21 protein-coding genes are annotated in these 19719 nt (G+C 68.0%); 5 read left to right on the top strand and 16 right to left on the bottom strand.

All coding sequences use genetic code 11. The annotated features are described in order from the left end of the window. The first annotated feature begins 39 nt into the window (after positions 1–39). Positions 40–480: a hypothetical protein gene (locus AB0M22_RS03505; protein ID WP_364720525.1), complete on the top strand. Its 441-nt coding sequence runs from the start codon at positions 40–42 to the stop codon at positions 478–480. Here AB0M22_RS03505 and AB0M22_RS03500 read toward each other — a convergent pair. Then, entirely contained in the window at positions 471–1625 is a 1155-nt protein-coding gene (locus AB0M22_RS03500) for a serine hydrolase domain-containing protein (RefSeq protein WP_364720523.1), read from the bottom strand. The genes AB0M22_RS03505 and AB0M22_RS03500 overlap by 10 nt on opposite strands. Positions 1626–1649: 24 nt before the next feature. Further along, positions 1650–2066, bottom strand: coding sequence for a DoxX family protein (locus AB0M22_RS03495; protein WP_364720520.1), 417 nt, complete (start codon positions 2064–2066; stop codon positions 1650–1652). Positions 2067–2195: 129 nt separating this feature from the next. Here AB0M22_RS03495 and AB0M22_RS03490 point away from each other — a divergent pair, with 129 nt between their 5' ends. Further along, positions 2196–3065, top strand: coding sequence for a sigma-70 family RNA polymerase sigma factor (locus AB0M22_RS03490; RefSeq protein WP_364720518.1), 870 nt, complete (start codon positions 2196–2198; stop codon positions 3063–3065). A 54-nt stretch (positions 3066–3119) separates the two neighbouring features. On the opposite strand, the gene AB0M22_RS03485 is transcribed toward AB0M22_RS03490, so the two are convergent. The 5 genes from AB0M22_RS03485 to AB0M22_RS03465 form a co-directional block, all read right to left on the bottom strand. Then, on the bottom strand, positions 3120–4016 hold the full coding sequence (locus tag AB0M22_RS03485; protein WP_364720515.1) for a hypothetical protein: 897 nt from the start codon (positions 4014–4016) through the stop codon (positions 3120–3122). A 24-nt stretch (positions 4017–4040) separates the two neighbouring features. Next, complete coding sequence (locus AB0M22_RS03480) at positions 4041–6401, bottom strand: Tex family protein (protein ID WP_364720512.1); 2361 nt, start codon at positions 6399–6401, stop codon at positions 4041–4043. Between the two features lie 269 nt (positions 6402–6670). Further along, complete coding sequence (locus AB0M22_RS03475; RefSeq protein ID WP_364720510.1) at positions 6671–6988, bottom strand: hypothetical protein; 318 nt, start codon at positions 6986–6988, stop codon at positions 6671–6673. A 256-nt stretch (positions 6989–7244) separates the two neighbouring features. After that, positions 7245–8870: an AMP-binding protein gene (locus AB0M22_RS03470; protein ID WP_364720508.1), complete on the bottom strand. Its 1626-nt coding sequence runs from the start codon at positions 8868–8870 to the stop codon at positions 7245–7247. After that, positions 8870–10492: an AMP-binding protein gene (locus AB0M22_RS03465; protein ID WP_364720506.1), complete on the bottom strand. Its 1623-nt coding sequence runs from the start codon at positions 10490–10492 to the stop codon at positions 8870–8872. The genes AB0M22_RS03470 and AB0M22_RS03465 overlap by 1 nt, the downstream gene beginning before the upstream one ends. A gap of 87 nt (positions 10493–10579) precedes the next feature. Between AB0M22_RS03465 and AB0M22_RS03460 the strand changes: the two genes are divergently transcribed. Next, complete coding sequence (locus tag AB0M22_RS03460) at positions 10580–11431, top strand: LuxR C-terminal-related transcriptional regulator (RefSeq protein ID WP_364720503.1); 852 nt, start codon at positions 10580–10582, stop codon at positions 11429–11431. A gap of 9 nt (positions 11432–11440) precedes the next feature. Here the strand turns inward: AB0M22_RS03460 and trmD are convergent, their stop codons facing one another. The 4 genes from trmD to rpsP are packed head-to-tail and all read right to left on the bottom strand — an operon-like array spanning position 11441 to position 13342. After that, a complete protein-coding gene (trmD, locus tag AB0M22_RS03455) occupies positions 11441–12130 on the bottom strand; it encodes a tRNA (guanosine(37)-N1)-methyltransferase TrmD (RefSeq protein ID WP_364720500.1) in 690 nt (229 codons plus the stop codon). Positions 12131–12137: 7 nt separating this feature from the next. Next, a complete protein-coding gene (rimM, locus tag AB0M22_RS03450; protein WP_364720497.1) occupies positions 12138–12662 on the bottom strand; it encodes a ribosome maturation factor RimM in 525 nt (174 codons plus the stop codon). Further along, entirely contained in the window at positions 12663–12905 is a 243-nt protein-coding gene (locus AB0M22_RS03445; RefSeq protein WP_011210690.1) for an RNA-binding protein, read from the bottom strand. Beyond that, the gene (gene rpsP / locus AB0M22_RS03440; RefSeq protein ID WP_364720495.1) at positions 12905–13342 is read right to left on the bottom strand and encodes a 30S ribosomal protein S16; all 438 of its coding nucleotides are present in this window, start codon (positions 13340–13342) and stop codon (positions 12905–12907) included. Before rpsP ends, AB0M22_RS03445 begins: the two co-directional genes overlap by 1 nt. A 228-nt stretch (positions 13343–13570) precedes the next feature. Between rpsP and AB0M22_RS03435 the strand changes: the two genes are divergently transcribed. Beyond that, positions 13571–13723, top strand: a complete 153-nt coding sequence (locus AB0M22_RS03435) for a hypothetical protein (RefSeq protein ID WP_364720493.1) — start codon at positions 13571–13573, stop codon at positions 13721–13723. A 51-nt stretch (positions 13724–13774) separates the two neighbouring features. Here AB0M22_RS03435 and AB0M22_RS03430 read toward each other — a convergent pair whose 3' ends face one another. From AB0M22_RS03430 to AB0M22_RS03415, 4 genes are all read right to left on the bottom strand, one after another. Further along, positions 13775–14518, bottom strand: coding sequence for a class I SAM-dependent methyltransferase (locus AB0M22_RS03430; protein ID WP_364720490.1), 744 nt, complete (start codon positions 14516–14518; stop codon positions 13775–13777). Between the two features lie 61 nt (positions 14519–14579). Beyond that, positions 14580–15563 carry an LLM class F420-dependent oxidoreductase gene (locus AB0M22_RS03425; RefSeq protein WP_364720487.1) on the bottom strand — a complete coding sequence of 328 codons (984 nt, stop codon included), beginning with the start codon at positions 15561–15563 and terminating at the stop codon, positions 14580–14582. A gap of 43 nt (positions 15564–15606) precedes the next feature. After that, complete coding sequence (locus tag AB0M22_RS03420; RefSeq protein WP_364720485.1) at positions 15607–16701, bottom strand: amidohydrolase family protein; 1095 nt, start codon at positions 16699–16701, stop codon at positions 15607–15609. A gap of 86 nt (positions 16702–16787) precedes the next feature. Then, positions 16788–17711 carry a LysR family transcriptional regulator gene (locus AB0M22_RS03415; RefSeq protein ID WP_364720482.1) on the bottom strand — a complete coding sequence of 308 codons (924 nt, stop codon included), beginning with the start codon at positions 17709–17711 and terminating at the stop codon, positions 16788–16790. Positions 17712–17784: 73 nt separating this feature from the next. On the opposite strand from AB0M22_RS03415, the gene AB0M22_RS03410 reads away from it, so the two are divergent. Then, on the top strand, positions 17785–17982 hold the full coding sequence (locus AB0M22_RS03410) for a hypothetical protein (protein ID WP_364720479.1): 198 nt from the start codon (positions 17785–17787) through the stop codon (positions 17980–17982). Between the two features lie 119 nt (positions 17983–18101). Here the strand turns inward: AB0M22_RS03410 and ffh are convergent, their stop codons facing one another. Continuing rightward, entirely contained in the window at positions 18102–19667 is a 1566-nt protein-coding gene (gene ffh / locus AB0M22_RS03405; RefSeq protein ID WP_364720476.1) for a signal recognition particle protein, read from the bottom strand. Positions 19668–19719: the final 52 nt, after the last annotated feature.

Genomic DNA, 19719 nt, shown 5'->3' with positions numbered 1-19719 from the left:
TGTTTGCAAAGAGTTCTTTGCGGACGTAGCGTGGCCGTCATGCGAATGACTGCCCTACTCCCTTCTCGAACCCGGCTGGTGCGCGACAAAGCGCGCTGGTTCATCGCCGCCAGCGCGCTCGCGCTCGTGCCGTGGGCCGCCATCCTCTGGAATACGTTGCCCAGCACCGCGGACGTGCGGAACTGGTCGTCGGCGTGGGTCGGCCTGGATCTCTTTCTCGCCGCCGGTTGCGGATTGACCACGGGGTTGTTGCACCGCAACGACTCCCGGGCCCGGCTGGTGGCGTCGGCGGTCGCCGGTGCGGCGGTCATCGACCTGTGGTTCGACCTGGTGACCGCCGACCCCGGAGCACCCCTGGCGCAGGCGATGGTCTGTGCGGTCGCCGAGACCGTGTTGATCGCCGCGTGCATGCACGTGGCACTGACCCCGGACGACGCCGTCACATCGCCGCGCATGCGGCGAATTACCGTTCAGCCCTGAGTATTTCGGGCGGCACGGTGCAGCGCCGAGGCCAGCCTCTCGTTTTCCGCCGCATTGAAGGCGAAGGCGGCGCGACGGCGGGTGTAGCCGTAGGACAGGCCGCTGTGCGGGTCGGCGAAGCCATCGGAACCGGCGGCGCCGGTGTGGCCGAAGGCGTTTGCGCCGAGGAACGGATAGCCGAGGCCCTTGGCCTCGAATCCGACCAGATAGGGCGCGTTGTCGCCGCGGACCAAATCGTGGCCCGCGGTCTGGATGGTGGTGAACACCGCGAGCGTGTCGGGTTTCAATAGCGCTGCACGGCCGTTGATTTCGGAGATCGCCGCCGCGTACATCGCCGCCAGGCCACGCGCGCTACCCACACCGCCCATCGAGGCGGGACCGTTCGCGCGCAGATCGGCGTAGTTAGGCAGCGAGAGCACATCGCCGGGGGTGAATCCGGTGGCGTTGAGGTTGTACGAGATGCCCGGAATGCTGTGCGGACCAGGAGAATTCGCCTCGAACACGGCCCGCATCTCCGGCGTCGCCGACCAGGGCAGGATCGCCAGGTACCGATCCTCCAGTGCCGCAGGCAATCCGAGATAGAGGTCCAGATCGTACGGGGCTCTGATGCGTTCCTCGAACAGCTCCTGGATCGAACTGCCTGTACGGCGGCGAATCACCTCGCCGATGATGGCGAAGGTAACGAAGCCGCCGTAACCCTGCACGACTCCCGGCCGGAAGAACGGGCGTTGACCGGCGACGCGTTGCGCGATCAGCCGATCGTCGGCGAGTTCGGCCAGGGTGAAACCGCCGTCGACCCCGATCACGCCGGATTTGTTGGTGAGTACCTGCCGCAAGGTGATCGTGACCTTGCCCGCGGCGGCGAACTCCGGCCAGTAGGCCGCGACGGGCCGGTCCAGGTCGAGTACTCCGTCCTGCACGAGCAAGGCGACGACCAGCGTCGCTGCGCCTTTGGTCGAGGACAACAGGCCGGTCAGCGTTTCGCCGGTCACCTCTGGGCCGGCCCAGAGATCGACCACCGGTCTGCCGTGCACGAAAGCGGCCAGTTGCGAACCGGATTCGCCGTTATCCTCGGCCACGACCTCGGCAAACTCGTCCCGCACTGCCTCGAATCCCGGTGCGACAGTGCCTTGTACGTTGTTCATAGTTCGCTCCTCCTTGCCGAGGCCTCAGGCCGCCGAACGACGCAGCAAGGCCAGGGGATTGCGCCGACCGCTGGGCGGCCGCAGCCCCCACGACGCCAGGCTCAGCCCGGCGAACACCAGCGGCCCGATCGCCGCCTTCGGCTCGTCACCGGCTGCGAGGTGCGACACCGCCGCGCCGCCGTAGACGAAAGTCAGTCCGGCATAGGCCCATTCCTCGGCGCGCGGATGGCCGGGCAGCACGATCGCGGCCACCGCCGCCGCCTTGGCGACGCCGAGCATGGTCGCGAAATACATCGGATATTCGAGCCGCTCGAAAACCTCACGGACATAAGGAATCCGGGCGAGGTCCCAATAGGAGCCGATCACCGATTCGGTGAGCACGACCCCGGTCGCACCCAGGTAGGCAACGCTCCGTGCGAGGTTCTTCGTATCGGTGTTCATGATGTGGTTCCTTCCGTCGCTGTTACCTCTCTGACGAGTGGGGCGGCGAAGAGGTAACCGGCCGCGAGTTGTCACATCGGGCGCGCGAGATTCGTCATCACTGTGAGACGACCCTGCGGAGGAGACCACGTGGACGAATACCTGGCCGATCGGTTCGAGACGCATCGCGCGCATCTGGTCGCGGTGGCCTACCGGATGCTCGGGTCGCCGGCCGAGGCCGAGGACGCCGTGCAGGAGGCGTGGCTGCGGTTGGCCCGCACCGACGCGGACGGCATCGACAATCTCGGCGGCTGGCTGACCACCGCCGTGAGCCGGGTGTGCCTGGACGTGTTGCGCTCGCGCCGGGCGCGACGGGAGGACTCGTTCGGGGAGCAACTGCCAGACCCGGTGGTCCGGCTCGACGACGGCACCGATCCGGAACAGCAAGCGATGCTGGCGGATTCGGTCGGTATCGCGCTGCTGGTGGTGCTGGAGTCGTTGAATCCGGCCGAGCGGCTCGCATTCGTGCTGCACGACATGTTCGCCCTGCCGTACGACGAGATCGCGCCGATCCTCGGCAAGACGCCCGGCGCGGCCAAGATGATCGCGAGCCGCGCCCGCCGTCGCGTCCAAGGCGGCGCACCGCGGCTGGACCCGGACCTCCCGCGCCAGCGGCGCGCCGTTGCCGCATTCCTCGCCGCCGCGCGAGACGGCAGCTTCGACGATCTGCTGTCGCTGCTCGATCCCGATGTGGTGCTGCGCGCCGACGCCGGAGCCGGTGGCATCCAGATCATCCGGGGCGCGTCCGCCGTCGCCGGGCTACTGGACACCTTCCACCGCTTCGCCAACCAGTACGACGTCACGCACGCCGTGGTCAATGGTGTTGCGGGCCTGCTGAGTACGGCCGACGGCGCACCGATGTCGGTGATCGCCTTCAGCGTCGCCGACGACAAGATCACCGCGATCGACCTGCTGGCCGACCGAACTCGACTCGCCACCCTCCCCCTCCCGGCCCGCTGACGCGCGAACTTGCCGATCAGCGCTCGGCAGGACAACTCACGGGCGGCGGCAGGCTCAGTCGCGATCCGTGGCGTTGGCCACCGGTTCGGGTTCGTGGTCCGAGGGGAACAGCGAGAGGTGGTGGCGGTGCGGCGCCGGCGGGGCGGGGACGACGGTGCGGGTCAGCTCGGCCTCGGCGGCGGTGCGGACGTGTTCGACGTCCGGTTTGCCCGCGACCAGGTCTTGGACGAAGATCTTGGCGCGGATGACCGGGCGCCGGTAGCGCCGTTCGCGGACAATGGCCCGGTACATGAGCCGACGCCGATCCGAATACCGCCAACGAGCCCACGGCGCGCCGGGCCGGCTCAGCCGCAGCGCCCCGACGAACAGCAGCGGCAGGAAGAACATCCCGAACAACCCGGTCCAGATCTTCCCCTTGGCGATCACGATCGCGGCGAGCGCGAGGTTCACCACCGCGAAGAAGACGACGAACACCCGGACCTCGATGCTCGGGTCACTGCGGAAGTCGTTGATGTCGAGCAACCACAGCGGATGAAATCCCAACAGCAGCAACCCGGTGACCGCGAGCGCGACGAACACCGCGTCCACCGAGGTCCGCCCCTGCTCTTCCCAGTACACATCGCGCAGATAGAAGATCAGCGCGAATTCGTCCAGGGTCAGCGCCGCGCCGACCCCGAAGAACGCGGCGAGCACGGCGGCCGTGGTGACGTCGGCGGTCTGGTACAGGGTGACCATGCCGACGCCGGACACCAGCACGAGGATCACCCCGAACACCATGTGGTGGATGTGTACGCCGCCGGACCGCAGGTTCCCCGGCCACCAGCGCACCTGCTTGCGGATCATCCGGACGCTGAGCCGGATCAACAGGAAACCGACGATGAACCCTAGAAGGAAGCACAGCAGCGGAAGCCGGCCCTGCGCGATCACATCCTCACTGAGCCATCGTCGCATGGCCGCCTGAAACCTCCGTCTGACCTACTGTCCGAAACCTGCCCGGCGCAAGGCGTCCGCCATCGAACCACTGGGTGCGGGCGCGTTGCGACGCTGATTGCCGCCGCCACGGGCCTGGCCTTGACTCTGATTACGCTGTCCTTGATTTCGGCCCTGCTGGTTCTTACCCTGACCATTCTGCCGGTCCGGCGCGCCGCCCTTGCGGTCACCTTGACCACGCTGGCGGTTCTCGCCCCGTTCGCCCTTCACCGCGGGCCCCGGCTCGTCGTCCAGGCGCAGCGACAGACCGATGCGCTGGCGCGCCACATCGACCTCGAGCACCTTCACCTTGACCACGTCGCCGGTGTTCACCACCTCGCGCGGATCCTTGATGAAGTTGTGCGACATCGCCGAAACGTGCACGAGGCCGTCCTGGTGCACGCCGATGTCGACGAACGCGCCGAAGGCCGCGACGTTCGTGACGACGCCTTCGAGCACCATGCCCGGCTCCAGGTCGGCGACCTTCTCCACGCCGGCGGCGAATTCCGCGGTCTTGAACTCCGGTCGCGGGTCGCGGCCCGGCTTCTCCAGTTCGGTGATGATGTCGGTGACGGTCGGCACGCCGAAGCGTTCGTCGGTGAACTCGTCGGCCCGCAGCGCGCGCAGCACCGTCGTGTTGCCGATGACCTCGGTGATGTCGCGGCCGGTGGATTCCATGATCCGGCGGACCACCGGGTAGGCCTCGGGGTGCACCGAGGACGTGTCCAGCGGGTCGTCGCCGCCGCGGATCCGCAGGAAGCCCGCGCACTGCTCGAATGCCTTCGGTCCGAGCCGCGGCACCTCGAGCAGCGCGGTCCGGCTGCGGAACGGGCCGTTCTGGTCGCGGTGCGCCACAATGCTTTCCGCGACCGAGCCGGCGATGCCGGACACTCGCGAGAGCAGCGGCACCGAGGCGGTGTTCACGTCGACGCCGACCGCGTTCACCGCGTCCTCGACCACCGCGCCCAGCGAACGGGCGAGCAGCGTCTCGGACACGTCGTGCTGGTACTGACCGACGCCGATCGACTTCGGATCGATCTTCACCAGCTCGGCCAGCGGATCCTGGAGCCGGCGCGCGATGGACACCGCGCCGCGCAGCGACACGTCCATGTCCGGCAGTTCCTGGGTCGCGTACGCCGACGCGGAGTACACCGAGGCGCCCGCCTCGGACACCACGATCTTGGTCGGCTTGTTCTCCGGGATGCGCGAGATCAGCTCGGTGGCAAGGGCATCGGTCTCGCGCGAGGCGGTGCCGTTGCCGATGGCGATGAGCTCCACGCCGAACCGGGCGACCAGCGCGCCGAGCACCGCGAGGGACTTCTCGGTCTGGCCCTGCGGCTTGTGCGGGTAGATCACCTCGGTGGCGACCGCCTTGCCGGTGGCGTCGACGACGGCGACCTTCACGCCGGTCCGGTAGCCCGGGTCGAGGCCCATGGTGGTGCGGGTGCCGGCCGGCGCGGCGAGCAGCAGGTCGCGCAGGTTCGCCGCGAACACGTCGACCGCGTCCTTCTCCGCCGCCTGGCGCAGCCGCATCCGGGTGTCGATGCCAAGGCTCACTTGCAGTTTGGTCCGCCAGGCCCAGCGCACGGTGTCCAGCAGCCAGGTGTCGGCGGCGCGGCCCTTCTCGGCGATGTTGAACTTGATCGCGATCCGGCCCTCGTAGATGGACCGTTCGCCCGGCTCGAGTTCCTCGGTGTCCGGCTCCAGGTGCAGCGAGAGCACGTCTTCCTTCTCGCCGCGCAGCAGCGCGAGGATGCGGTGTGAGGGCAGCTTGGTGAACGGCTCGTCGAACTCGAAGTAGTCGGCGAACTTCGCGCCCGCCTCCTCCTTGCCCGGACGGACGGTCGACTTGACCTGACCGCGGTTCCACATCAGCTCGCGCAGCTCACCGACCAGGTCGGCGTCCTCGGCGAACCGCTCGACCAGGATCGACCGCGCGCCGTCGAGCTGCTCGGCGTTGTACTGCGCGGGATCGGTGGTCGGGTCGTTGATCAGGGCGTCGGCGACCGGCTCGTGGCCCGCCTCGCGCGCGATCTGCGCCTTGGTGCGCCGCTTCGGCTTGTACGGCAGGTAGATGTCCTCGAGCCGGGCCTTGGTCTCGGCGAGCATGATCTGCTGGTGCAGCGCGTCGTCGAGTTTGCCCTGGCCGCGGATGGATTCGAGGATCGCGCCGCGGCGCTCGTCGAGTTCGCGGAGGTAGTGCAGGCGCTCGTCCAGGAGGCGCAGCTGCGCGTCGTCGAGACCGCCGGTGACCTCCTTGCGGTATCGCGCGATGAACGGCACGGTCGAGCCACCATCGATCAGCTCGACGGCGGCACGCACCTGGCTCTCCCGCACCGCGAGCTCGTCGGCGATGCGACGGTTCACGCTGGCTTGACTCGCGACGCCGGAGGACGTCGCGGGTGGGAGCACGGCGGGGTCGGACTCTGCACTTACAGTCTCGGGCGCTGTCGTCACGTCCGGAGACACTACCGGGACCGCCCGACAAGGGACCCGCACCCGGCGGAACCGGGTCGTGCGTGCCGCATCAACCGCTGGTCCGGCGAACTTCGCCGGCCGAACCCCGGGACGCGCCGAACCCGGCCGAGCACGCTCGACCGGGTTCGGTAGTTCTTACGCATGTGCCGAATCGCCTACTACAGGACCAGTTCCGGGCTGTAGATGGGACTGAACGGACTCTGCCCCTGCTTGGTTACCGTCGTGACGCTGACGTAGCGGTGCCCGGGGGTCGCCTTGGCGACGTCCACCGTCAACGGCGGGGAGGGATACCGTCCGTTGAAGCAGGGGAAGTCGCCACTGTTGGCGACCTCTTCGTTCTGCCCGGTCCGATAGGCGTCTTTATCGATGACCCTGACCGACATGGTGCAATTCTTGTTGTCGATGGTGCCATTCTTGATATTGAGCCCGCCGAATGCCCGCGGCGTCCCGTTCTCCGCATAAATGCACGATTCCACTTCCGCGGAACCATCACTGGTCAGAAAAAGACCTGAGCAGCTGTACGGGCTACCCGGCTGAGCAACGGCCGCCGGCGCCAAGACGAGAAGTGGTGCGGCACTGGCGATAACACAAGATACGACACGTGAAAACGAACCGATTTGCATGTAAGACCTTTCGCGACCAGATAAACCAGATCCCCGACGAAATGACCTTGTCCCACCTTAGGTGGACCAACCACAGCTCACATGACGCCAGTAATCGGGGCACCCGATATCAGGTCTGGTCGACCACCCCCAGGAGTGCACGGGACAGCTCGCGCATTTCGGCCTTGCGGATCTTCCCGGTGACCGTCATCGGGAACTCGTCCACCACGTGCACGTAGCGCGGGATCTTGAAGTGCGCGAGCTTCCCCTCACAGAACTCGCGAACAGCAGTGGCATCCAACGCGGTCGCGCCGTCACGCATCCGTACCCAAGCCATCAACTCCTCGCCGTACTTCGGGTCGGGCACACCGATCACCTGGGCGTCCAGGATGTCGGGGTGGGTGTAGAGGAACTCCTCGATCTCGCGCGGGTAGACGTTCTCGCCGCCGCGGATGACCATGTCCTTGATCCGGCCGGTGATCGCCAGATAGCCGTCGGTGTCCATCACGCCGATGTCGCCGGTGTGCATCCAGCGGGCGGTGTCGATGGCCTCGGTGGTCTTGGCCTGGTCGTTCCAGTAGCCGAGCATCACCGAGTAGCCGCGGGTGCAGAGTTCGCCCGGCTCGCCGCGCGGCACCGTGAGACCCGTTGCGGGATCGACGATCTTGACCTCGAGGTGCGGGCCGACCCGGCCGACGGTGCCGGTGCGCCGGTCGATGCCGTCGTCGCGGCGGGTCTGGGTGGACACCGGCGAGGTCTCGGTCATGCCGTAACAGATGCACACCTCGTGCATGCCCATCCGGTCGATCACGCGCTTCATCACCTCGACCGGGCAGGGCGAGCCGGCCATGATCCCGGTGCGCAGGCTGGACAGATCCGGTGTGGCGGAGTCCAATTCGGTGAGCAACGCGATGAACATGGTCGGCACGCCGTAGAGCGAGGTGCAGCGCTCGGACTCGACCGCGGCCAGCGTGGCGACCGGATCGAAGGCCGGCGCCGGAATGATCACCGCCGCACCGTGACTCGTGCCGGCCAGGTTGCCCATCACCATGCCGAAGCAGTGGTAGAACGGCACCGGCACGCAGATCCGGTCCTGTTCGGAGTAGCCGCACAGCTCGCCTACGAAGAAGCCGTTGTTCAGGATGTTGTGATGGCTGAGCGTCGCCCCCTTGGGGAAACCCGTTGTGCCCGAGGTGTATTGAATGTTGATCGGATCGTCGATGGACAGTTCGCCGGCCAGCGCGGCCAAGCGGTCCGCATCGATCTCCGTCCGCGCCAGCTCGTCCCAGTCCGCCGTACCGAGCACCAGCACCTGCTCCAGCGTCGGGCAGTTCGGCCGGACCTCCTCGATCATCGCGACGTAGTTCGACGTCTTGAACTCCGGCGCGGCGACGAGCATCCGCACACCCGACTGGCGCAGCACGTATTCCAGCTCGCTGGTCCGGTAGGCCGGATTGATGTTGACCAGGATCGCGCCGATCTTCGCCGTCGCGTACTGCACGAAGAACCACTCCGCGCAGTTCGGCGCCCAGATGCCGACCCGGTCGCCCTTCCCGATGCCGCGCGCGGCCAGGCCGGTGGCCAGCGCGCCGATCGCGGCGCCGAGTTCCCGGTAGGTCCAGCGCCGATCGGAAGCCTTGTCCACCAATGCCTCCCGATCCGGGAAGGCGGCCACGGCGCGGTCGAGGTTGCCGCCGATGGTGTCGCCCAGCAGCGGGGTGTCCGAGGTGCCGGACGCGTAGCTCGGGTCCGACATCACCGGTTTCCCTTCTGCCGCAGCACGAATCGCTGCACCTTGCCGCTCGGAGTCTTCGGCAGCTCGGTCACGAAATGCACCGTGCGCGGGTAGGCGTGCGCGGCGAACTTCTTCTTCACCAGTTCCTGCAACTCGGCCTCCAACGCGGTGCCGACCCGGGAACTGTCGCGCAGCACCACGAACGCCTCCAGCACCTCGCCGCGCAGTTCGTCCGGCATGCCGACCACAGCCGCCTCGGCGACCAGATCGTGCAGCACCAGCACGCTCTCCACCTCGAACGGGCCGATCCGGTAGCCGGCCATGATGATCACGTCGTCGTCGCGGGCGGAGAAGCGGAAGCACCCGTTCTCGTCCTGCGAGCCCGCGTCGCCGGTGATGTACCAGCGGCCGTCGGGGGTGTAGCGCTGGGCGGTGCGTTCGGGGGCGTCGAGGTAGCCGAGGAACCACAGCAGCGGGCTGTTCTGGGTGTCGATGGCGACCCGGCCCAGCTCACCGATCGGCGCGACCGTGTCGGCGTTGTCCGACAGCACCGCGCAGGTCCAGCCGGGCAGCGCGCGGCCCATCGAGCCGGCCGGGACCTCGGCGTCGAGCGCCTCGTGCCAGGAATTGCAGATCAGCATGCCGTGCTCGGTCTGCCCGTAGTGATCGCGCACCGCGACGCCGAAGTGTTCCAGCGACCAGGCGACGACCTCGGGCGTCAGCGGTTCGCCTGCGGAGGACGCGCGCCGCAGCGTGTGGTGCAGCGCAGGCGCGTTCGGGTCCGAACGCAGCGCGCGGTACACCGTCGGGGCCGCGGTGAAGTTGGTGACGCCGAACCGATTCAGCACCTGCCAGGTGAGCGTCGGCGAGAACGGCGCGTGCAACAGGATGCTGCGAATGCCACTGCCGAGCGGGGCCATGATCGCCCAGTACAGGCCGTAGGCCCAGCCCGGATCGGCCGCGTTCCAGAAGACGTCGTCGGGGCGGACGTCCAGCGCGAACTCCTGATACGCCTGGAACGCCGCGAGCGCGCGCAACGGAATCGGCACGCCCTTCGGGGTTCCGGTGGTGCCGCTGGTGAACAGCTCGACCATCAGGCCGTCGCCGCCGATCGCCACCGCGGGCGGGGTCGGCGCGTGGTCGGCGTGCACGTCCACCATGCCCAGCGTGCCCTCGGGCGAATCGCCGCTGACGATGACCTGCCACGGCGCGTCGGCGGGCATGTCGGGGCCCGCGGCCAGCTTCGGCGCCTGATCGGCATCGGCGATGACGATCGACGTGCCGCTCGCTTCCAGCCGGAACGCGATGGCCGGCGGCGCGAACGCGGTGAACAGCGGAACGTGCACCGCGCCGAGCCGCCAGATCCCGAGCAGCGCCACCACCAGGTCGGTGGACTTCGCCATCAGGGTCGCCACCCGGTCGCCCTGCTTGATCCCGAGTTCGGCCAGCCCGATGGCGAATCGAGTCGACCGTTCCCGCAGTTCGCCGTAGGTGAGGTCGATCGAGGACAGGTCCCGCTCGACGATCGTGAACGCGATGGCGCCCGCCGGGTGCCGATCGCACAGTAGCTCCGCCGCGGACGCCTCGGGCCGGTCGTACATGTCCAGCAGTTCGCGTACCCGAGGTTTCAGGTCGGTACCCATCTCGCCACTCCTCATCGTGATCCAGCTCACCCAATAGGATGTGGGTCACACCGAGTTCGCTACTACCCCCGAAAAGGGGTGAGTCCCATGACCCACACCGCACTGCTGCGTCCCCGCGATGGCGATGCGTTGCGCGCCGAAATCCGCTGGGTGGCGAGCGCGGCCGGGGTGCCGGTGACGTTCGGCGGCCAAGTGCACAACGATGCGCTGCTGCTGTCGGAATTCGTCGGCACGCTGACCAACGGGCTACGCGGCCTGTCCGTGCTGCGCAGCTCCGGCCTGGGCGGCCGGGTGATCGATTCCGGGCGGCCCGCCTCGGTCACCGATTACGTCAATACCTCTTCCATCACCCACCACTACGACGGGCCGGTCTCGGGCGAGGGACTGCGGTCGATCGTCGCCGTACCGGTGGTCGTGGACAAACGCTCCAGGGCGGTCCTCTACGCCGCTACCCGCAGCGCGAGTCCGGTCGGCGATCGCACCGCCGATCTGGTGATGCAGGCCGCTCGCCGGCTAGCCGGGGAGATCAGCATCCGGGACGAGGTGGACCGTCGCCTGCGACTGCTCGAGGCCACGTTGCCAACCCCGGAGGCGGTGCCCGCGGTGTCCGAGGAGTTGCGCGACATCCACGCCGAACTGCGCGGCATGGCGCGTTCCGCGGGCGACGATCTGCTGCGCACGCGCCTGCACACGGTGTGTGAACGTCTGATCCGAGTCATGGTCGGCGAGCCGCTCCCGGACGCCCCGCGGCTGTCCCGCCGCGAGTTGGACGTCCTGTCCCAGATCGCCCTCGGGTGCTCCAATCAGGAAGCCGCCCAACGCCTCTCGCTCAGCGCGGAAACCGTCAAGAGTTACCTCCGCAACGCCATGACCAAGCTGGACGCGCACTCGCGCCACGAAGCCGTCGTCGCGGCCCGGCGGCACGGGCTGCTGCCCTGAGAGGGTGCTTCAGCGGTCGGTTTCGGGGAGGAGATCGGGGCGGCGGTCGCGGGTGCGCTGGAGCGATTGCTCGCGACGCCACGCGGCCACCTTGGCGTGGTCGCCGGAGAGCAGCACCGGAGGCACCTCGAGGTCGCGCCAGGTGACCGGTCGCGTGTAGCTGGGGCCTTCGAGGAGGCCGTCGGAGAACGAATCCTCTTGGTGCGATTGCTGATTGCCCAAGACGCCGGGGAGCAGACGGACGACGGCTTCGGTCATGACGAGGACGGCCGCCTCGCCGCCGATCAGGACGTAATCGCCGATACTGACCTCTTCGACGCGAACCCGCCGGGCGGCGTCATCGAAGACGCGCTGGTCGATGCCTTCATAGCGCCCGCAGGCGAACACGAGGTGATCCTCGGTGGCCCAGCGCTGCGCTGTTTCCTGCGTGAACGGAACACCCGCGGGCGTGGGGACGACGAGCAACGCGTCGTCGGGGCAAACCTCATCGAGCGCATCGCCCCAGATGGTCGGCTTCATGACCATGCCGGGTCCCCCGCCGTACGGCGAGTCATCGACGGACTTGTGCACGTCATGCGTCCAACCACGCAGATCGTGCACGTCGACCGAGATCAGACCCTTGTCGATTGCCTTGCCCAGCAACGCGGTTCGCAGCGGCTCGAGATATTCCGGAAAGATCGTGACCACATCGAGTTTCACGGCGACCTCATTCCGGATCGAGGAGTCCTTCGGGCGGATCGATGACGATCAGCCGGTCCGCGAGCGAGACGGTGGGCACGATGGCGTTCACGAACGGGATCAGGATCTCCCGGCCGTCGTCGGCGGCTTTCACCGAAAGCAGTTCTCCCGCAGCGGAATGCAGCACTTCGCGCACGGTGCCGACCACGGTTTCGTCGAGCAGCCGAACGGTCAGGCCCTCGAGTTCGTGGTCGTAGTACTCGTCCGGGTCGTCGCCCGGCGGCAGGTCGTCGCTGTCCACCACGAACAGCGTGCCGCGCAAGGCATCGGCCGAGTCGCGGTCGGCGACGCCGGCGAGAAACACCAGAAGCCGGCCCGAGTGCTCTCGGGCCGACTCCACGGTGAAGTCACGGACTTCCTTGGATCGCGCCAGTCGTCCGCGCAGCGTGCTGCCCGGGGCGAACCGGGCCTCCGGCTCATCGGTGCGGATCTCGACGACCAGTTCACCGCGCACACCGTGCGACTTGGCGACCCGTCCTACGACAAGTTCCATCTACTGGTCGGTGTCGACCACGTCGACCCGGATGCCCCGGCCGCCGATGCCGGCGACGAGGGTGCGCAGTGCGGTCGCGGTACGACCGCCGCGACCGATCACCTTGCCCAGGTCGTCGGGGTGCACATGCACCTCGACGGTGCGTCCGCGGCGGCCGGTGATCAGCTCGACGCGGACGTCATCGGGATTCGCGACGATGCCGCGAACAAGATGTTCGACAGCATCGGCGACGACGGCACTCATTACTCGGCGGCCTCAGCAGCGGCGGGCGCCTCGGCGGCCTCTTCCTTCTTGGCGGCCTTCTTCTTCGGGGTGGTGGCCTCGCCGGAGGGGGCGTTGTCCGCGGCGGCCAGCGCGGCGTTGAACAGGTCCAGCTTGGACGCCTTCTCGGCCTTGACCTTCAGCGTGCCCTCGGCGCCCGGCAGGCCCTTGAACTTCTGCCAGTCACCGGTGATCTCCAGCAGGCGCTGGACGGGCTCGGTCGGCTGCGCACCGACGCTGAGCCAGTACTGAGCGCGCTCGGAATCGATCTCGATGAGCGACGGCTCTTCCTTCGGGTGGTACAGGCCGATGGACTCGATGGAACGGCCATCCCGGCGGGTCCGCGCGTCGGCGACGACGATGCGGTACTGGGGGTTGCGGATCTTGCCCAAGCGGGTGAGCTTGATGCGAACAGCCATGCTTGTTCTGCCTCTTTCGTAGTCTGGTCACGGCGCAATTCAGCGACCCGCACGGTCTGCGAGCCCGGTTTAGCGCATGGAGTGTGTGACCGCCGCGCGGTACGTAACCGGAGACGGGCTGACACTTGTCCGGAAGGACGGTTGTTCATTCTGCCAGACGGGCCACGTTCACCTGAAATCGCATCCCCGACCCCGTTGCGAACCGGCGTCGCGCGGCTATAAACGGGTATGGGGATCTTCCGTCGCAACCGGCGCAAGCAGAGCACCACCCGCGAGGTCGCGGGTGACGTGGGCACCGAGATCGCCGGCGAGTTCGTCGCCGCAGGCCTGTTCCGGGTGCTGCGCGGGATCGTCTCCGGGATCGTGCACGCCTTCAACTGAGGCCATGAACTGCGGCAATGCCTGAACTCGACCGCCGGATCGCCGGCCCGCTCAAGCGGACGGGGCCGCGGCGGTGAGGGCGCGGGTCTTCGTCCACGGCCCGCCCCACCACAGCTGCCAGCCCAGTGAGCGGGCGGTGAGGGTTTGCGCTCCGTTGGCCGTGAGGGTGGTCTCGTATTCGCCGGTCCGGCCGATATCGACCAGCACCAGATGCCCGCCGGGTCGCAGCACGCGCAGCGCCTCGCGCACCGCGGCGGCGCGGCCCGCGGACGCTTTGATGTTGTGAATCGCGAGGCTGGAGACGATCACGTCGAATTCGTCGTTGCGGAACGGCAGCGCGGTCATGTTGCCGGTATGCAATTCGATTCGATCGGCGACGTTTTCGGCGACCGCGTTGCGCTCGGTGGTGGCCAGGCTGTTGCCCGACTGGTCCACCGAACGCCACAGGTCGATGCCCACCGCACGCCCCTGCGGCAGGCGCTTCGCCGCGGCCAGCAGCACCGCGCCACGGCCGCACCCCAGATCGAGCAACCGCTCGTCGCCGCGCAGGCTGAGATCGTCGAGCAGGCCGTCCCACGCGCGGAACTTGCCGCGGCGGGTCGCGTGCAGGAACAGTCCGAACTGCGCGGCCATGATCAGGCCGACCAGGAAGGTCAGCCACGCCGGAATGACGTTGCCGACCAGCGCGTTCGTCACCGCGGCGACCAGGAAGCCGACCGCGAGGACACCGAGCATGAGGATGATGGGCGGCGCGTCGAAGCCGTAGGACGCGCGCCGCGATGTGGTCGTCGTCACAGGGCCGATTCTATCGAGCGCTGAAGTTTTCGCGCCCCAACAGTTTTCAGGGCTTTGCTGATCATCGGACCAGCGGAGCGAGGGTGCGGCCGGCGAGATCGACCGCGCCGGGCTGATGCCCGTTGGTGACCATGTTGACGATGATGCCCTGCACGCCGTGGTCGAGAACCTTGGTCTGCAACTGCTCGGCTACCTCATCGGGCGAGCCGACGAACTGGCGGTCGGCGATGCTCTGCGCGCGTTCCTCGTCGGACAGCGCGTCCACGTCGACCCCGATGCCGCGCAGCAGATCCCGCTGTTCCTTGCGCGCCTGATCGCCGTCCTCGTCGACCATCAGGAAGCACAGGTAACTGACCTCCAGCGTCGACGGATCGCGGCCGACCTCGGCGCACCGCTGATGCAGGGCCGCCATCTTCTTCGGCAGTTCCGAGGCGTTACAGATGATGTTCAGGTGGTCGGCGAAGCGGGCGGCCAGCGCGAACGTCTTCTTCTCCCCCGCCCCACCGAGCAGGATCGGCAGATCGTCGCGCAGCCGAGGCTCGTTGATCGCCTTGTCGGTGTGGTACCACTTGCCGTCGAAGGTGGCGGGCTCGCCGCGCAGCATCGGCTGGATGATCTGCAACGCCTCGTCGAGCCGCTCGAAACGATCGGTGAAGGTACCGAATTCGAAGCCGTAGGACTGATGCTCGAGCTCGAACCAGCCCGCACCGATCCCCAGCACCGCGCGGCCCGCGCTGACCAGGTCGAGCGTGGTGACGGTCTTCGCGAGCAGCGCCGGGTTGCGGTAGGTATTACCGGTTACCAACGCGGACAACTGAATTCGCTCGGTCGATGCGGCGATACCGGACAGCGCGGTGTACGCCTCCAGCATCGGATCGCCCGGTTCACCGAGCCCCGGCAGCTGGTAGAAATGGTCCATCACGAACACGGTGTCGAACCCCGCCGCCTCAGCCTCCCTGGCCTGCGCGACCACCGTGGGGAACAGCTCGGAAACCGGCTGTCCATAACTGAAGTTGGGCATCTGATAGCCGAGACGAATGCTCATACCGCCCGACGATACGCGCGCCCGCAAATCCGCCCGCTCCGCGCTAGCGGTGGCCGGTGACGGGGTCGCGGTGGGCGTATAGGCGGCCGCGCAGGACTACGGCGTAGGGGGTGTTCAGGATCTCCGGGTTGATGCGTGGGTCTTCCTGGTAGACAACGAAATCGGCGGGGGCACCGGGTTCGATGCCCGGCCGGCCGAGCCAGGTTCGGGCGTTCCAGGAGGCGGCGCCGAGGGCGTCGTGGGTGGACAGGCCCGCGCCGCCGAGGGCGCTGATCTCGTCGGCGATGCGGCCGTGCCGGATGGAACCGCCCGCGTCGGTGCCGGCGAAAATCGGGACGCCCGCGTCGTGGGCGTTGGCGACGGTGCTGCGCACGCGGCGGTGCAGGTCGCGCATGTGCGCGGCGTAGGCAGGGAATTTGCCTGCGCTGTCGGCGATTTCGGGGAAGGTGTCGATGTTGACCAGGGTCGGCACCAAGGCGGTGCCGTGTTCGACCATCATCTCGATGGTGTCGTCGGTGAGGCCGGTGCCGTGTTCGAGGCAGTCGATGCCCGCGTCGATCAGGCCGGGCAGGGCGTCCTCCCCAAAGACGTGGGCGGTCACCCGGGCGCCGTTGGCGTGCGCGGCGTCGATGGCCTCCTTGAGGATCGCGTCGCTCCACAGCGGGCGCAGATCGCCGACCGAGCGGTCGATCCAGTCGCCGACGATCTTCACCCAGCCGTCGCCGAAGCGGGCCTGCTCGGCGACGATCTCCGGCAGGTCGCGTTCGTCGTCGAGTTCGATGCCCAGCTCGCGGATGTAGCGGCGCGGTCGGGCGATATGGCGGCCGGCGCGGATGATGCGCGGCAGTTCCTCGTGGTCATCGATGAACCGCGTGTCGATGGGCGAACCGGCATCCCGCAACAACAGCGCCCCGGCATCGCGCTCGGTCTCCGCCTGCGCGATCGCCCCGTCCCGATCCTCGTCTCCCCCGCCGTACCGGATCCCGACATGGCAGTGCGCGTCGACCAGCCCCGGCACGATCCACCCTGTGCGGCAGAGCGTTTCAGCCCCCGGCACCGGCTCGAACGACACCAGCCCATCCCGCACCCAGAGGTCGCGGACATCCTCACCAGGGAGAACCACACCGCGCAGATGCATAGCAACCTCCTGGACGTCGTCGGCTGTCCTCCAACCTAACGTCCATGCCCCTGACCGTCACGCGCACCACAGCCGACCGAGCCGACTCAATCCACCAAGACCACGTCGTTGCGTTCGCGGCAGATCTCTCGGACGGCGGCCAAGCCGGCCGCGATGGCGGGCTGGGCGGCGCTGCCTCGGCGGATGCAGATGATGTGGCGGCGGGTGGGCGCACCGTCTCCGTGCAGCGGGACGCGGACGACGGCGTGGTCGGCGGGGAGGGTGGCGAGACGAGGGATGAGGCTGACCCCGAAACCGTGGGCGACCATTGCGGAGATGCCGAGCCAATCGACGCCGCGATGGTTGATGCGGGGCATGAAACCGGCTGCGGCGCAGGCGCCGAGCAACAGGTGGCAGTGGGCGACTCGGTCCGGCGCACCGACCCAGGGTTCCTCGGCGGCCTCGGTCAGGGCGACACTGCGGCATTCGGCGAGGCGGTGACCGGACGGGACCAGCAGGTCTTGTGGCTCGTCGATCAGTTGATGCTGTTCGAAGCGGGGGTCGTCCAGGGCGGGGCCGCCGGGGGCGGGGATCAGCACGCCGATGTCGCTGTCGCCGCTGAGCAGGAGGTCGAAGCAGTGCCTGCTTTCGTCCTCGCTCATCTCGACCGTCAGCAGCGGGTTGGCGTCGCGCAGCCGGGCCGCGGCGGGGGCGACCAGCGCGACGAGCGCGGTCGGCATCGCGCTGATTCGCAGCATGCCGGTGATGCCGGTGCGGTGCGCGGCGAGTTCGGCCCTGGCTCGTTCGGCCTGGGCGAACAGTTCGTCGGCGTGCCGGAGCAGGGTGTGCGCGGCGGAGGTCAGGCGGACCCGGCGGCCGACCTGCTCGAGCAGTTGCACATCCAAATCCTTTGCGAGCAAGCGCAATTGCTGCGACACGGTGGAGGGGGTGAGGTGCAGCGCGGTCGCCGCCGCGGTGACGGTTCCGTGTTCCCGCAACATCCGCAGGGTGTGCAGGCGAGGGTCGATCATGCATTGATTCAACATGATTCGGTGCGGAATCTTTCGCTGGATTCGAACATGCAAACCGGCCACGATTCGAGACATGACCACTTTCGCGACCGCGCCGCCGACCGAATCCACCGATCACCGCGGCTGCCGACAGTGCGGCGCGGTCGATCGACCCGGCACCACCCTTTCGCGCCACCGCACCTCGGAGGGCACGATCGTCTACACCCGCTGCCCGTGCGGCACCGTGCACGTCTGGCTGGAAACCACTACACGACGACGCGTTACGGCCTGACTCCACCAGCCACGTACGAAACCTTGTGCGGCGCAACACAAACGCGCGTGGCGACCGAACGTCATCCACCGACGAAACCGCCCCGCACCGGTGATCGGTACGGGGCGGCTCGAAACGTCTTACTTCTTCGGGAACTTCAGCTTCGACAAGTCGAAACCTTCGAGCCCGGGCGGCAACTGGTCCAGCCCGGCGGGCATATTCGAGATGTCCGGCATTCCGGCCGGCAGCCCGGGCATTCCCGCGGGCATGCCGGGCATACCACCGCGCACCTTCGGCGGCGTGGGTCCGCGCCCACCCTTCTTGCCCTTCTTGCCCTTTTTGTTGTTGCTCCGACGCGACCCCGGCATGCCCATCTGCCTGCCCATCATCGCCATCATCTTCTTGGCTTCGAAGAACCGGTCGACGAGCTGGTTGACCTCGGAGACCTGTACGCCGGAGCCGTTCGCGATGCGCAGGCGGCGAGAAGCGTTGATGATCTTCGGGTTGTCCCGCTCGGCCGGGGTCATGCCGCGGATGATGGCCTGCACCCGATCCAGCGACTTGTCGTCGACGGCGGCGAGCGCGTCCTTCATCTGGCCGGCGCCGGGGAGCATGCCGAGCAGGTTGCCGATCGGGCCCATCTTGCGGATGGCGAGCATCTGATCGAGGAAGTCCTCGAGCGTCATCTCGCCGCTGCCGATCTTGCGCGCGGCTTCCTCGGCCTGTTCCTGGTCGTAGATCTGCTCGGCCTGCTCGATCAGGCTGAGCACGTCGCCCATACCGAGGATGCGGCTGGCCATCCGGTCCGGGTGGAAGACGTCGAAGTCCTCGAGCTTCTCACCGGTGGAGGCGAACATGATCGGCGCGCCGGTCACCTCGCGCACCGACAGCGCGGCGCCACCGCGGGCGTCGCCGTCGAGCTTGGTGAGCACGACGCCGGTGAAGCCGACCCCGTCGCGGAAGGCCTGCGCGGTGGCGACCGCGTCCTGGCCGATCATCGCGTCGAGCACGAACAGCGTCTCGTCCGGCTGCACGGCGTCGCGGATGCCGGCGGCCTGGCGCATCAGTTCTTCGTCGATGCCGAGGCGACCGGCGGTGTCGACGATGACCACGTCGTACTGCTTGCTGCGGGCCTCTTCGATGCCGCCGCGGGCGACCTCGACCGGGTCGGCGGCCGAGACGCCGAGCGCGTTCTCGCCGCCGCCGATGGAGGTGCCGCCGTGCGGCGCGAACACGGGCACGCCCGCGCGCTCACCGACCACCTGAAGCTGCGTGACCGCGCCGGGACGCTGCAGGTCGCAGGCCACCAGCAACGGCTGATGTCCTTGTCCCTTCAGCCATTTGGCGAGCTTGCCGGCGAGGGTCGTCTTACCGGCGCCTTGCAGGCCGGCGAGCATGACCACGGTCGGCGGGTTCTTGGCCAGGGTCAGCCTGCGGGTCTCGCCGCCGAGGATGCCGACGAGTTCCTCGTTGACGATCTTGACGACCTGCTGCGCCGGATTCAGCGCCGCGGAGACCTCGGCGCCCTTGGCGCGCTCCTTGATTCGGGCGATGAAACCGCGCACCACGGGCAGCGCGACGTCGGCTTCGAGCAGGGCTAGCCGGATCTCCCGGCAGGTGGCGTCGATGTCGGCCGGTGACAGACGCCCCTTACCACGCAGATCCTTGAGGGCACCGGTAAGCCGGTCGGACAGGGATTCGAACACCGATCGCGCTCCTGATCTCGGGGGACGTCAATTGCCTCCCAGGGTAATGGGA

This window comes from Nocardia sp. NPDC051756, assembly GCF_040681495.1.
In the GTDB taxonomy this organism is placed as follows: Bacteria; Actinomycetota; Actinomycetes; order Mycobacteriales; family Mycobacteriaceae; genus Nocardia.
Note: the sequence above shows the minus strand (reverse complement) of the source record. Positions and strands in the feature narration are given on the sequence as shown.